At 62.0% G+C, this 12,969-nt stretch carries 11 protein-coding genes; 9 read left to right on the top strand and 2 right to left on the bottom strand.

Going from position 1 to position 12,969, the window contains the following annotated elements; genetic code table 11:
* The 7 genes from lpxD (at position 1) to PK789_RS01680 (ending at position 8,774) form a co-directional block, all read left to right on the top strand.
* Positions 1-1,020, top strand: coding sequence for a UDP-3-O-(3-hydroxymyristoyl)glucosamine N-acyltransferase (lpxD, locus tag PK789_RS01710; RefSeq protein ID WP_324306603.1), 1,020 nt, complete (start codon positions 1-3; stop codon positions 1,018-1,020).
* The gene (fabZ, locus tag PK789_RS01705) at positions 1,017-1,487 is read left to right on the top strand and encodes a 3-hydroxyacyl-ACP dehydratase FabZ (protein ID WP_324306602.1); all 471 of its coding nucleotides are present in this window, start codon (positions 1,017-1,019) and stop codon (positions 1,485-1,487) included. Before lpxD ends, fabZ begins: the two co-directional genes overlap by 4 nt.
* The gene (gene lpxA, locus PK789_RS01700) at positions 1,484-2,275 is read left to right on the top strand and encodes an acyl-ACP--UDP-N-acetylglucosamine O-acyltransferase (protein WP_324306601.1); all 792 of its coding nucleotides are present in this window, start codon (positions 1,484-1,486) and stop codon (positions 2,273-2,275) included. Before fabZ ends, lpxA begins: the two co-directional genes overlap by 4 nt.
* 127 nt (positions 2,276-2,402) lie before the next feature.
* Positions 2,403-3,533, top strand: a complete 1,131-nt coding sequence (gene lpxB, locus PK789_RS01695) for a lipid-A-disaccharide synthase (RefSeq protein ID WP_324306600.1) — start codon at positions 2,403-2,405, stop codon at positions 3,531-3,533.
* Positions 3,530-4,111 carry a ribonuclease HII gene (gene rnhB / locus PK789_RS01690; RefSeq protein WP_324306599.1) on the top strand — a complete coding sequence of 194 codons (582 nt, stop codon included), beginning with the start codon at positions 3,530-3,532 and terminating at the stop codon, positions 4,109-4,111. Before lpxB ends, rnhB begins: the two co-directional genes overlap by 4 nt.
* 74 nt (positions 4,112-4,185) lie before the next feature.
* Positions 4,186-7,761 (top strand): DNA polymerase III subunit alpha, encoded by a 3,576-nt coding sequence (dnaE, locus tag PK789_RS01685; RefSeq protein ID WP_324306598.1) that lies wholly within the window; start codon positions 4,186-4,188, stop codon positions 7,759-7,761.
* Between the two features lie 53 nt (positions 7,762-7,814).
* Positions 7,815-8,774 (top strand): acetyl-CoA carboxylase carboxyltransferase subunit alpha, encoded by a 960-nt coding sequence (locus PK789_RS01680; protein WP_324306597.1) that lies wholly within the window; start codon positions 7,815-7,817, stop codon positions 8,772-8,774.
* 152 nt (positions 8,775-8,926) lie between these two features.
* On the opposite strand, the gene rlmKL is transcribed toward PK789_RS01680, so the two are convergent.
* Together rlmKL and PK789_RS01670 are read right to left on the bottom strand one after the other, a co-directional pair.
* On the bottom strand, positions 8,927-11,059 hold the full coding sequence (gene rlmKL / locus PK789_RS01675; protein ID WP_324306596.1) for a bifunctional 23S rRNA (guanine(2069)-N(7))-methyltransferase RlmK/23S rRNA (guanine(2445)-N(2))-methyltransferase RlmL: 2,133 nt from the start codon (positions 11,057-11,059) through the stop codon (positions 8,927-8,929).
* Positions 11,060-11,062: 3 nt separating this feature from the next.
* Positions 11,063-11,587 (bottom strand): alpha/beta family hydrolase, encoded by a 525-nt coding sequence (locus PK789_RS01670; RefSeq protein WP_324306595.1) that lies wholly within the window; start codon positions 11,585-11,587, stop codon positions 11,063-11,065.
* 22 nt (positions 11,588-11,609) lie between these two features.
* On the opposite strand from PK789_RS01670, the gene PK789_RS01665 reads away from it, so the two are divergent.
* Complete coding sequence (locus PK789_RS01665; protein WP_324306594.1) at positions 11,610-12,194, top strand: N-acetylmuramoyl-L-alanine amidase; 585 nt, start codon at positions 11,610-11,612, stop codon at positions 12,192-12,194.
* Positions 12,195-12,202: 8 nt separating this feature from the next.
* On the top strand, positions 12,203-12,969 hold a 767-nt coding region (locus PK789_RS01660), incomplete at its 3' end, for an acyl-CoA thioesterase (protein WP_324306593.1).

Here is a 12,969-nt window from a genome sequence, read left to right as displayed (position 1 = left end):
ATGACGGTAACTACCCTCCGCGCCTCCGAGCTGGCAAAGCGTTTTGGGTTTACGCTGCGCGGAGAAGATCGCGAGGTGACGGGCGTCGGCACCTTGGCTGACGCCGGTCCGGCACAGCTGGGGTTTTTGGCCAACCCACGCTACCGCGCCCAATTGACCGCCACCCAAGCCGGGGTGGTGGTCATGCGGGAAGCGGACATCGGCGACTTTGCTGGCAGCGTGTTGGTCGCACACGACCCGTATGTGGCCTACGCAAAAATTGCCGCACTGTTTGAATATCGGCCGGCCATGACGGCGGGCATCCACCCCAGCGCCGTCGTGGATATATCGGCGCAGGTTGACCCCAGCGCCAGCATCGGCCCACATGTCAGCATCGGCGCACGCAGTCACATTGCCGCCGGTGCACGCATTGGTGCCGGCTGCGTGATTGGCGAAGATTGCAGCATTGGCGAGCACTGCGAACTGGTCGCGCGCGTCACCTTGGTCACGCGCGTGCGCCTAGGCAAGCGGGTGTTGATTCACCCCGGCGCGGTGCTGGGTGCAGATGGTTTTGGCATCGCGATGGATCACGGCCATTGGATCAAAGTGCCGCAACTGGGCGGCGTTGTGGTGGGCGATGATTGCGAAATTGGCGCCAACACCACCATCGACCGTGGCGCGCTGGACGACACCGTACTGGAAGACGATGTGCGGCTGGATAACCAGATTCAAATTGGCCACAACGTCCGCATTGGTGCACATACCGCCATGGCCGGCTGCTCAGCCGCAGCCGGGAGTGCGCGCATCGGCCGCCATTGCTTGATCGGTGGCGGTGCGGGCATCCTTGGCCATCTTGAAGTCTGTGACCGCAGCATCATCACCGCGATGTCGTTGGTCACCCACTCGATTCAAACGCCGGGCGAGTATTCTTCCGGCACCCCGCTGATGGACAACCGCAGTTGGCGCAAAAGCGCCGCGCGCTTCAAACAACTCGACCGCATTGCCCGGCGTGTGCTGAGCAGTGACAAGGATTCCGAATGAGCGATAGCCAAGACACCGTCACCCTCCCGGTCACCAGCGCCGAAATCGAGCGTCTGTTGCCGCACCGCTATCCATTTTTGTTGGTGGATCGCGTGGTGGAATTCGAAAAAAACAAGCGCGTGCTGGCCTACAAAAATGTCACCTGCAATGAACCATTTTTCACCGGTCATTTCCCCGGCAACCCGGTGATGCCGGGTGTGCTGGTGGTGGAAGCACTGGCACAGGCTGGCGGTCTGCTCACCCAGCTCTCGCGTGACCCCGGCGTGGGCGAGGGGCAAGTGTTTTATCTGGTGAAAGTGGACAACGCCAAGTTCAGCCGGATGGTCGTGCCTGGTGATCGCTTGGAGTTGGATGTCGAGCTCAAGCGCCGCATTCGCAACATGGCGCAGTACGTGGGTGTGGCCCGGGTGGATGGCGAACAAGTCGCCTGTGCCGAAATCCTGTGCGCGGCAGCGGCACGCGCATGAGCGATGCCGCACCGCTGATCCACCCCACCGCAGTCATCGACCCGTCGGCGGTGCTGGGCGCCGGTGTGCAGGTGGGTGCGTATGCGGTGATCGGGGCCGAGGTCGTCATCGGTGACAACACCCGCATCGGCCCGCATTGCGTGCTCGAAGGCCCCACCACGATTGGCCGCGACAATGTCTTTCACGGCCAAGCGGCGATTGGTGGCGCGCCGCAGGATAAAAAATATCGCGGCGAACGCGTTGAACTGGTCATCGGCGACGGCAATGTGGTGCGTGAATTTGTCACCCTCAACCGCGGTACCGGCGACGGCGGCGGCATCACCCGTGTGGGTGATCGCAATTGGATCTTGGCCTACACCCATATCGCGCATGACTGCATCATCGGCAGCGATTGCGTGTTCTCCAATAATGCCACCCTCGCCGGCCACGTCAGCGTGGGTGATTTCGTCATCATCAGCGGCTTTGCCGGCATCCACCAATTTTGCCGGATTGGTGACTACGCCTTCATCGGCATGGGCGCGTTCGTCAATGGTGATGTGCCGCCGTATTTGATGGTGGCGCAAGAAAAATACGCGCGCCCGCGCGGGATCAATGCCGAGGGCTTGAAGCGCCGCGGCTTTGACGCACCGCGTATCGCCGCGATCAAGCGCGCTTACCGCGCCTTGTACATGGGCGATGCCAAGCTCGACGAGGCCAAGGTAGAACTTGCTGAAATCGCCACCAGCAGCCATGATGTGCGCGCGTTCCTGGACTTCATCGACGCCGGCGAGCGGCCATTGTTGCGGTGAGCCATAGCCCCTCTCCCTCCGTGAGAGGGGTTGGGGTGAGGGTACGGAAAACACTCATGTCGCATTGCTCGCTCTCCACGAACCCTCATCCGGCGCTTCGCGCCACCTTCTCCCGAAAGGAGAAGGAATGAGAATCGCCCTTTGCGCCGGCGAAACCTCCGGCGACCAGCTCGGCGCCGGCCTGATCGAGGCACTGCGGCAACATTTCCCGGATGCACAGTTCGCCGGTATCGGTGGCGACACCATGCGTGCGGCGGGCATGGACACCTGGTTCGATGCCAGCGAGCTGGCGGTGATGGGCTTGGCCGAAGTATTGGCGCATCTGCCGCGCCTGCTGCGTCTGCGCAAACAGTTTCGCCAGCGGGTGTTGGGTTGGCAACCGGATGTCTTCATCGGCATCGATGCCCCCGACTTCAATCTCGGCGTCGAACGTTGGTTGAAGCAGCGCGGCGTGCGCACCGTGCACGATGTCAGCCCCTCGATTTGGGCGTGGCGGCAAGGCCGCGCCGCCAAAATTGGCCGCAGTGCCGACCGCGTGCTGTGCTTATTCCCGATGGAGCCACCGATCTATGCCCAGCATGGCGTGGATGCGCGCTTCATCGGCCACCCGCTGGCCGATGCGATCCCCTTACAGCCGGACCGCGAGGCCGCGCGCGCAGCTCTGGGCGAGCCCCACAATACGCGGATCCTTGCATTGCTGCCCGGTAGCCGGCTGGGCGAAATCACCCGCATGCTGCCCACGTTTGCCGACGCCGCCCGCCGGCTTGCCGTCGATGTCCCCGGGCTACGCATCTTGGTGCCCGCCGCGAATGCGCAATGCCGCGCCGCAATCGACGCAATCCTGGGCGATGCGCCGGGTGTTCGCATCCTGGATGGTCAAGCGCAACAAAGCATGATCGCCAGTGATGTGGTGCTACTGGCTTCGGGCACCGCCGCGCTGGAAGCGATGCTGTGCAAGCGGCCGATGGTGATCGGGCATCGCATTTCCGCGTTGACGTATCGCATCGTCAAACTGCTGGGCTTGTTGAAATCCGCACATGTCAGCTTGCCCAATGTACTGGCAGGCAAAACACTGGTGCCGGAGCTATTGCAAGATCAATGCACCGCAGACAATTTGCATCGCGCCTTGCGGCATTGGTTTACCGATGCTGACGCGGTGGCTGCCTTGCAGCCGCAGTTTTTGACCCTGCATGAAACCTTGCGCTGCGATGCGTCGGCGCGTGCGGCGGCGGCGGTGGCCGAGGTATTGCAACCATGATCCATATCGCCGGCGTGGATGAAGCCGGGCGTGGCCCACTGGCAGGGCCGGTGACGGTGGCGGCGGTCATTCTTGATCCTGCGCGCACCATCGCTGGCCTCAATGATTCCAAACAACTGAGCGAACGCAAACGCGATGCGCTGTATCCGCTGATCCTTGAACGCGCATTGGCATGGCGCATCGAGTTTGTCGAAGCCGACGAGATCGACCGCCTCAACATCTTGCAAGCCACCTTGACCGGCATGCGGCGTGCGCTGGAAGGCTTGGCGATTGCGCCGCAACATGCATTGATCGACGGCAACCGCATCCCCAACCACTTGCCCTGTCCTGCCACCGCGATCATTGGTGGCGATGCCAGCGAGCCGGCGATTTCTGCCGCATCAATTTTGGCCAAAGTGGCCCGCGATGCGCGCATGCAGACTCTGCACGCGCAGTACCCGCACTACGGTTTTGACCGCCACAAAGGCTACCCCAGCGCCGCCCACCGCGCCGCCCTGCTGGTGCACGGCCCCTGCCCGGAACATCGGCGCAGTTATGCGCCGGTGCGTGCGCTGTTGCCAACACGCGGCCCCGGTTGATGCCATTGCCGATGTCAAGCCTTGCCCCATCTGCGCCACCGCCCTACCCTGCTACGTCATAACGCGATACCGCGATGCCCGCCCAATTTGTCCATCTGCACCTGCACACCGAATTCTCGCTTGTGGATTCCACCATCCGCGTGCCCGAGAAGCCAGACTATGCGCGCCCGGAAAAAGCCGGTGACCGCCCGAATTTGCTCAGCCGCGCAGTGGAGCTGCAACTGCCAGCGCTGGCCATCACCGATCGCAACAACCTGTTTGCGCTAGTCAAGTTCTACAAAGCCGCCGAAAGCGTGGGCATCAAGCCGATTGCCGGTGCCGATGTGTTGATTGCCGACGGCGGCGACGCGCCCTCGTTGCTGACCCTGCTGTGCCGCGACCATAGCGGCTACTTGAGTTTGTCGCGCTTGCTGAGCCGCGCATGGCTGGAAGGCCAGCGCGGCGATTGCGTGGCGATCAACCCGGAATGGCTGCGCGATGACCACCAAGGCTTGTTTGCCATTGCTGGCCGGCAAAGTCTGGCCGGGCGTATGGCGGTGAGCAATCGCCACGATATTGCCGAGGCCCAGCTCAGTGAATGGCGGCGTGTGTTTGGCGATGACTTGCATCTGGAGCTGACCCGCACCGGCCGCGACGGCGAAGACGCGTTCAACCAATTTGCCCTGCATGCCTCGGCCAAATTGGGCCTGCCAGTCATTGCCAGCAATGATGTGCGCTTTTTGGATGCAAGCGGTTTTGATGCGCATGAAGCGCGCGTATGCATCTCCACTGGGCGCGTACTGGACGATGCACGCCGCTCACGCGAGTACAGCGCCCAGCAATACCTGCGTTCGACCGAAGAGATGACAGCGCTGTTTGCCGATGTGCCCGACGCGCTGGACAACACCGTGGCGCTGGCGCAGCGTTGCAATATCCAACTGACCTTGGGCAAATATTTCTTGCCCGCCTATCCCGTGCCTGCGGATGAAACACTGGATAGTTGGATTCGCAGTGAATCACGACGCGGGCTTACGGCACGGCTTGAAAAAAATCCGATCGCACCCGGCAAGACCCGTGAGGACTACGAGGCGCGGTTGGAATTTGAGCTGGACACCATCATCAAGATGGGCTTCCCCGGTTACTTTTTGATCGTGGCCGACTTCATCCAGTGGGGCAAAAGCCAAGGCATCCCGATTGGCCCCGGGCGCGGCTCGGGTGCGGGTTCACTGGTGGCATGGGCGCTGCAAATCACCGACCTCGACCCACTGCCGTACAACCTGCTGTTCGAGCGTTTCTTGAATCCAGAACGCGTGTCGATGCCCGACTTCGACATCGACTTCTGTATGGATCGGCGCGATGAAGTGATTGATTACGTCGCGCGCAAATACGGCCGCGACCGCGTTTCGCAAATCATCACCTACGGCACGATGGCGGCCAAAGCCGTACTGCGCGATACCGGCCGCGTGCTGGGCTTTGGCTACGGCATGGTGGATGGCATCGCCAAGCTCATTCCCAACATTTTGGGTATTTCGCTGAAAGATGCGATGGGCAAAGGCAAGGGTGGGATGGATGGCGAAATGGCATCGCCAGAATTGATCTTGCGCTATCAAAACGAAGACGATGTGCGCGACCTTATCGACCTTGCCCTGCAACTGGAAGACTTGACCCGCAACGCCGGCAAGCACGCCGGTGGCGTGGTGATTGCGCCCAGCCCACTGTCTGATTTCAGCCCGCTGTACGCCGAACACGACCACGGCACCTTGGGCAAAAACCCGGTCACACAGTTCGACAAAGACGACGTGGAAGCGGTGGGGCTGGTGAAGTTCGACTTCCTCGGCCTGCGCACGCTGACCATCATTGACTGGGCAGTGAAGGCGATCAACATTCGCCGCGCCCAAGAAAGCCAAACACCACTGGATATCAGCAGCATTCCGCTGGACGACGCCAGCGTATTTCGCGACGTGTTTGCCAACGGCAATACCGGCTCGGTATTTCAGTTTGAATCGGCCGGTATGCGCCGCGCGCTGAAAGACGCCAAACCCGACCGCTTCGAGGACCTGATCGCGCTGAACGCACTCTACCGCCCCGGCCCGATGGAGATGATCCCGTCGTTCGTGGCGCGCAAACACGGCACCGAGACGTTCGACTACCCCGATCCGCGCACCCGCGCCATGCTGCAAGAGACCTACGGCATCATGGTCTATCAGGAGCAGGTGATGCAGATGGCGCAGATCGTCGGCGGCTACTCACTGGGCGGCGCCGACCTGCTGCGTCGCGCGATGGGCAAGAAGGTCCCGGCCGAGATGGCCAAGCACCGCGAAATTTTCCGCGAAGGTGCGGCCAAGGGCGATGTCAGCGCGGCCAAGGCCGACGAAATTTTCGACTTGATGGAGAAGTTCGCCGGCTACGGTTTCAACAAATCGCACGCCGCTGCGTATTCGTTGGTGGCCTACCAGACCGCGTGGCTGAAGAAGCACTACCCCGCCGAATTTATGGCCGCCACCTTGTCTTCGGACATGGATAAAACCGACAAAGTAGTGGGCTTTCTGGAAGAAGCCCGTGGCCTGGGGCTGACCGTGTTGCCGCCGGATGTGAATGCCTCGGGCTATATGTTCGAAGCCACAGCATCCCACACCCTCCGCTATGGCTTGGGGGCGGTCAAAGGCGTGGGCCAAGGTGTGTGCGAGGCCATCATGACAGCGCGCGCAGATAGCGGCGCGTTCACTGATCTGTTGGATTTTTGCAAGCGCGTGTCGGCTGGCGGCATGAACAAACGCACGCTGGAAGCCCTGATTCATGCCGGCGCGCTGGATGCCTTGGCGGTCAATCGCGCATCGCTGATGTTGCAGCTACCCGAGGTGCTGAAAGCCACCGACCAGATGAGCAAGAACCGCGACGCCGGGATCTTCGACATGTTCGGCGGCGGTGGTGGCAGTGCTGACATCCGTATCGAGCTACCGGTCACCGACGACTGGCCATTGGCGCAAACACTGGCGGGCGAACGCGATACCTTGGGCCATTACCTCAGCGGCCACCCCATGGATCCGTACCGCGAGGATGTGCAGCGCCTGATTGGCCACGATCTTTCGGCACTGGCTAAATTGTGCGAGCGCGGCCGGCACCACACACGCCCGCAAGAAGGCCGCAGTTGGCGGCCAATGGTGCAAACCGTGTTGGCCGGGCAGGTGGTCGATTTCCGCAAGCGCGGCGAATCGCAGGCCTTTGTCGTGCTGGAGGACGGGCGCGGGCGCATCGAGTGCGGCTTTTTTGGCGACCAATGGCAGGCCTACGCACCGTTGCTGACCCGTGACCGCATCTTGGTCATCGAAGGTGGGCTGCGCGAAGATGAATTCAACGGCGGCTACGCACTGCGCGCCAATCGCTGCTGGGATTTTGCACACCTCTGTGCGCAACAAGCGCAGCGCATTTCGATCCAGATCGACTTGCGCGTCCCCGGTGCCTTGCAGGGGCTGGAGCAAGCCCTACAAACCCACATCGGCAGCACCCCGGTGCTGCTAGAAGCCACCACCGCCATTGGCCGTGGGCGACTGCTGATCAACGGTGGGCGCGGCTTGCAACTGGACTCTGAGCTGCCCGTGCGCCTGCGTCGGCTGCCTGGGATCAGTGCGGTCAACGTACAACTTGGCAAACCGTGGACTGTTTCCGACTAAGCGCGACCATGCGCATCGGTATGCCCGTCGCACTACGATAAACTGATCAACTTATGAATCCGAATTACCTCGACTTCGAAAAGCCCATCGCCGATCTGGAAACCAAAATCCAGGAGCTGCGACAAGCCAGCAATGGCCCGGCGCTGAACATCGACAAAGAAGTGCATGCGCTGCAGGAAAAATTGCGCAAGCGCACCGCCACCATCTTCCGCGACCTGACCCCATGGCAGGTCTCGCAACTCTCGCGGCACCCACAGCGCCCCTACACGCTGGACTATGTGCGGGTGATCTGCGATGAATTCCAAGAGCTTGCCGGCGATCGCGCGTTTGCCGATGACAACGCGATCGTGGGGGGGCTGGCCCGCATCGATGGCCGCCCGGTGATGGTGATTGGCCATGAAAAAGGTCGCGACACCAAGACCAAGGTGCGCCGCAATTTCGGCATGCCCAAGCCAGAGGGTTACCGCAAGGCGCTGCGGTTGATGCAAATGGCCGAACGCTTTGGCCTGCCCATCTTCACCTTCATCGACACCGCCGGCGCGTGGCCGGGCATCGACGCCGAAGAACGCGGCCAGTCCGAAGCCATCGCCCGCAACCTGTTGGAAATGGCCGAACTCAAGGTCCCGATCCTCTGCACCATCATCGGCGAAGGCGGCAGCGGCGGCGCACTGGCGATTGGCGTGGGCGACTGCACCTTGATGCTGGAATACAGCACCTACTCGGTGATCACCCCCGAAGGCTGCGCCTCGATTCTGTGGCGCGATGCCGGCAAAGCCAAAGACGCCGCCGAGCAACTGGGCATGACCGCCAACCGCCTGAAAGGCTTGGGCCTGGTCGATAAAGTCGTGCGCGAACCCACCGGTGGCGCGCACCGCAACCCCGTGCAAATGGCCAAACGCCTGAAAGCCGTGCTACTCAACGAGTTGGACAGGCTGCAAGCCATCCCCAGCACCGACCTGTTGGAACGCCGCTACCAGCGCCTACGCGGCTATGGTGCGTACGAGGGGCATTGATCCCGCAATGCGCCTTGGGCTTGCGTTCGCAAATCGCTACGTCTGCAACGACGTACGCACACAAGGCCAGTGTGCTCCGCGACCTCCATCCCGTTTGATAGCGCAACTTTTTGAAAAAGCCGCGCGCTGTCGCGGCTTTTTCATGCCAAGGCTCAGCCCTGCGCCCGCAATTTCCACGCACGATGAATCCGCGCATTGCGGGCAAAATCCTGCGGGATGGTGGCGGCGCTGATGTCTTCCACCGTGGCAAATTCGGTCAGTGCGGTTTCATCCAATTTGAAACGGCGGAAATTGTTGGAGAAATACAACACGCCGCCGTCCGCCAGCCGCGCTACCGCCGCACGTAGCAAGCGCACATGGTCGCGCTGCACGTCGAAATCCTCGGCGCGCTTGGAATTGGAGAACGTCGGCGGGTCACAGAAGATTACGTCGTAGCGGCCGGTGTCGGCCTCCAGCCATTTCAGTGCGTCGGCCTGGGCGATGCGGTGACGGGTGCCGCCCACGCCATTTTCACGCAGGTTATCGGCCAGCCATTCCAAATACGTCGATGACAAATCCACGCTGGTGGTTTGCTGCGCGCCCTGCACCGCCGCTTGCACTGTGGCGGCACCGGTGTAGCAAAACAGGTTGAGAAAATGTTTGCCGCGCACTTCTTGCGCCATCTGCGCGCGCAACGGGCGGTGGTCGAGGAATAGCCCGGTATCGAGGTAATCAAACAAGTTGACTTGCAGCTTGGCCGCGCCTTCTTCAACGATCAAAAATTCACCACGCTGGTCGAAGCGGCCGTATTTGCTGCCGCCCTTGCCGGTGCTACGGGTTTTCACCGCGACGCGTTCTTTGGGTAGGCCAAATACCTCACGTGCTGCCAGCAGTAAATCGTTCAAGCGCTTGCGGGTGGTCGCTTCGGGGATTTCGGTGGGCGCGGCGTATTCCTGCACATGCAGCCAAATTTCATCACTGATCGTGGTGTACACATCCACCGCGCAGGCGTATTCGGGGATGTCGGCATCGTAGGCGCGGTAGCAGGTGACCTGTGCCTGTTGCCGCCAGCGCGCGAGTTTGTCGAGGTTCTTACGCAGCCGATTGGCCACCATCTGCGCACCTTCTGGCAATGTGCGCGGCTCGCTGGTTGCGCGCTGCACGGGCGCGATCAAGTCGACCGCGATCAAGCTGCATTCGATCGGGCCGTTGAACAACTGATAACTTTTTTTCGCACGCAAACCGGTAGCGCGGGCCAACTCGGCATCGCCACACAGCAGCGCTGCACGCCATTGCGGGGCGGCGCGTTTGAGTGCGTCGCCCAATGCGCGATACAACGCGGGGTCGGCCGCCAAGCGTGCGTCATACGGCGGGTTGCACACCACCACGCCCAGCGGGTTTTGCTGCACGGGCAAATCCGCAACATCGCGCACCGCAAACGTGATGGCATCATCCACACCCGCGTACTGCGCGTTTTCACGCGCGGCGCGCACCGCATGCGGGTCGATATCGCTACCGGCAAAACACGGGCGCAATGCGGCCAGCCCGCGTGCTTCGCGCTGAATGGCGTCGATGCGCAAGCCATTCCACGCTTCCACATCAAACCCCGGCCAGCGCGTGGGCGGTAGCGCATCGTGGCGACGCAGCCCCGGGGCTACATCGGCGGCCATCAGCGCGCCTTCGATCAACAGCGTGCCACTGCCACACATGGGGTCCAGCAAATCGCCACCCTCGGCATATACCTGCGGCCATTTGCCGCGCAGCAATACCGCGGCGGCCACGGTTTCTTTCAGCGGCGCTTCGCCCTGCACTTTGCGCCAGCCGCGCCGATGCATCGGCCCGCCAGACAAGTCCACCGACAAAATCGCGCGGCCTTTGCGCAGCACCAAACTCAAGCGCACATCGGGCGCGTCTACGTCCACATCCGGGCGCTGCCCGGTCTTGCTGCGCAGGGTATCGACGATGGCGTCCTTGACCCGCTGCGCGGCATACCGTGCATGGGTGACGGCTTCACCGGACACATGCGCGTCGATGGCAATGCTGTGCATCGGGCCAATATGCTGCGTCCAATCCACCGCGCAGGTACCGGCATACAGCGCGTGCTCGTCATTGCACTCAAATTCGGCAATCGGCCACAGCACCCGGCTGGCCAAACGCGACCACAACACCGCGCGCTGCGCATCTTGCGGCGTGCCGTCCACATTGGCCCCCGCCATGGTGGCGGTGGCGTGCGCGCACCCCAGTTGCAGCAACTCATCGGCCAGCAAATATTCCAAACCTTTACCGCAGGACACAAAAAATTTCATGAGTTACAGCGCCCCCAGCAATGCCGCAAACGCATCGGCGCTGGCGTGCACATGATCACTCAACCGATGGCCGTCATCGACCAATAACAACCGCGCCTGTCGCAGCGCGGCCCAGTCCACCACTTGCTGCGCAGCGATAAGCTCATCGTGCCAGCCATGAATGATGGAAGTGGGCACCGTGGCCGCTTGCATCGGCGGCGCGCCCTGCATCAGTACCGGTGGTGCCATCAAAAACAAACCCACCACCGGCACCTGTTGTGACACATGGCCGCTGATGTAAGCACCCAGACTGGAGCCGGCCAACACCACCGGGCCACGCGCAGCGGCGGCCTGCGCCAGCGCTAACAGGCGGGTGATACGGGCGGGGACATCACCCAAGGGGGTCACGTCGCGCCTATTGTCTAGGTCGGTGTAGTCGGGGCGCTGGTGCGTCCAGCCCAAACGTTCGGCAACATCGGCTAAGGCCGTCACTTTGGTGGCGTCGGGGCCGCTTTCGAAGCCGTGCGAGAGTATGCAGTGTCCTTTCATGGGTGAATGCTAGCATCGGCGCATGCCGCAGCCCGTCATCCATCCCCATCCCTTGCCCTATGTCGATGCGCTCAGCGCACGCGCATTGGCCGCTATCGACACCGTGGTGATCCACTGCACCGAACTGCCCGATCTGGCCACTGCCCGCGAGTACGGCGAGCGTGCGCTGTACGCCGCCGGTACCGGCAATAGCGGGCATTACTACATCGACCGCGATGGCCGCATCGAGGAATACGTGCCGCCCACCCGCATTGCCCATCATGTGCGCGGCTGGAATCCACGCAGCGTGGGCATCGAACTGGTCAATACCGGGCGCTATCCCGACTGGCTGGATTCGCGCCATCAGGCGATGCAAGCGCCCTATCCCGAGGTGCAGATTGCCGCGTTAATCAGCTTACTGAACGCGCTGCGGGTGCAACTGCCGGCGCTGACACACATCGCCGGGCATGAAGATTTGGACCGCGAACAGGTCCCCGCCAGCGATGACCCGGCCTTGCATGTGTGCCGCAAGCGCGACCCGGGGCCGCAGTTTCCGTGGCCTGCGGTGCTGGCAGCGGTGGCACTGCAACGGATCGAGGACGGGCTTCGGGGCGGTGTCCCCGTATAATTCGCGGCATGAATGCCCCCGTCTCCGAACTGATCGAACTGCTCTCACTGGAGCGGCTGGAAGATAATTTATTTCGCGGCCAAAGCCGCGATATCGGCACCAAATACGTGTTTGGCGGGCAGGTGCTGGGGCAGGCCTTGTCGGCTGCGCAGGCAACCTTGGGCCAGCCGCGCCACGCGCATTCGCTGCACGCCTATTTTTTGCGCGCCGGCAATATCGAAGCACCGATCGTCTATGAAGTGGACCGCACCCGCGATGGCGGGAGTTTTTCGGTGCGTCGAGTAACGGCGATCCAGCACGGCAAGGTGATTTTTTTCTGCGCGGCCTCGTTCCAAGACGAAGAAACCGGCGGCGAGCATCAATTGTCGATGCCGGAAGTGCCCATGCCCGAAGACCTGAGCCCCGCGCCGCCCCTTTCAGCCGACGCTTTGGCAAAACTGCCCACCAAAGTGCAGCGCTGGCTGGACCGGCAAGGGCCGTTCGAGTTTCGCCATGTGTATCCGCGCGATGAGCTCAACCCGCCCAAGCGCCCGCCATATCAGCAGGTGTGGTTTCGGCTGGTCGAACCCGTGGGCGATGCCCCCGAGTTACACCGCGCCTTGCTGGCCTATGCCAGTGATTTCCACTTGCTGGGCACCGCCACCTTCCCGCATGGCATCAGCTACTACCAGCCGAATGTATTGATGGCTTCGCTGGATCATGCGCTGTGGTTCCACCGCCCGTTTCGCGCCGACGAATGGCTGCTGTATTCCATCGACAGCCCCAGCGCACAAAG

Source organism: Thermomonas sp. (assembly GCF_035369645.1).
Classification (GTDB): domain Bacteria; phylum Pseudomonadota; class Gammaproteobacteria; order Xanthomonadales; family Xanthomonadaceae; genus Thermomonas.
Note: the sequence above shows the minus strand (reverse complement) of the source record. Positions and strands in the feature narration are given on the sequence as shown.

Coding starts and splice junctions, on each gene's coding strand:
- lpxA (WP_324306601.1), top strand. CDS start 1,484: ATGAGCGATGCCGCACCGCTGATCCACCCCACCGCAGTCATCGACCCG.
- PK789_RS01680 (WP_324306597.1), top strand. CDS start 7,815: ATGAATCCGAATTACCTCGACTTCGAAAAGCCCATCGCCGATCTGGAA.
- rnhB (WP_324306599.1), top strand. CDS start 3,530: ATGATCCATATCGCCGGCGTGGATGAAGCCGGGCGTGGCCCACTGGCA.
- lpxD (WP_324306603.1), top strand. CDS start 1: ATGACGGTAACTACCCTCCGCGCCTCCGAGCTGGCAAAGCGTTTTGGG.
- PK789_RS01665 (WP_324306594.1), top strand. CDS start 11,610: ATGCCGCAGCCCGTCATCCATCCCCATCCCTTGCCCTATGTCGATGCG.
- fabZ (WP_324306602.1), top strand. CDS start 1,017: ATGAGCGATAGCCAAGACACCGTCACCCTCCCGGTCACCAGCGCCGAA.
- PK789_RS01670 (WP_324306595.1), bottom strand. CDS start 11,587: ATGAAAGGACACTGCATACTCTCGCACGGCTTCGAAAGCGGCCCCGAC.
- rlmKL (WP_324306596.1), bottom strand. CDS start 11,059: ATGAAATTTTTTGTGTCCTGCGGTAAAGGTTTGGAATATTTGCTGGCC.
- lpxB (WP_324306600.1), top strand. CDS start 2,403: ATGAGAATCGCCCTTTGCGCCGGCGAAACCTCCGGCGACCAGCTCGGC.
- dnaE (WP_324306598.1), top strand. CDS start 4,186: ATGCCCGCCCAATTTGTCCATCTGCACCTGCACACCGAATTCTCGCTT.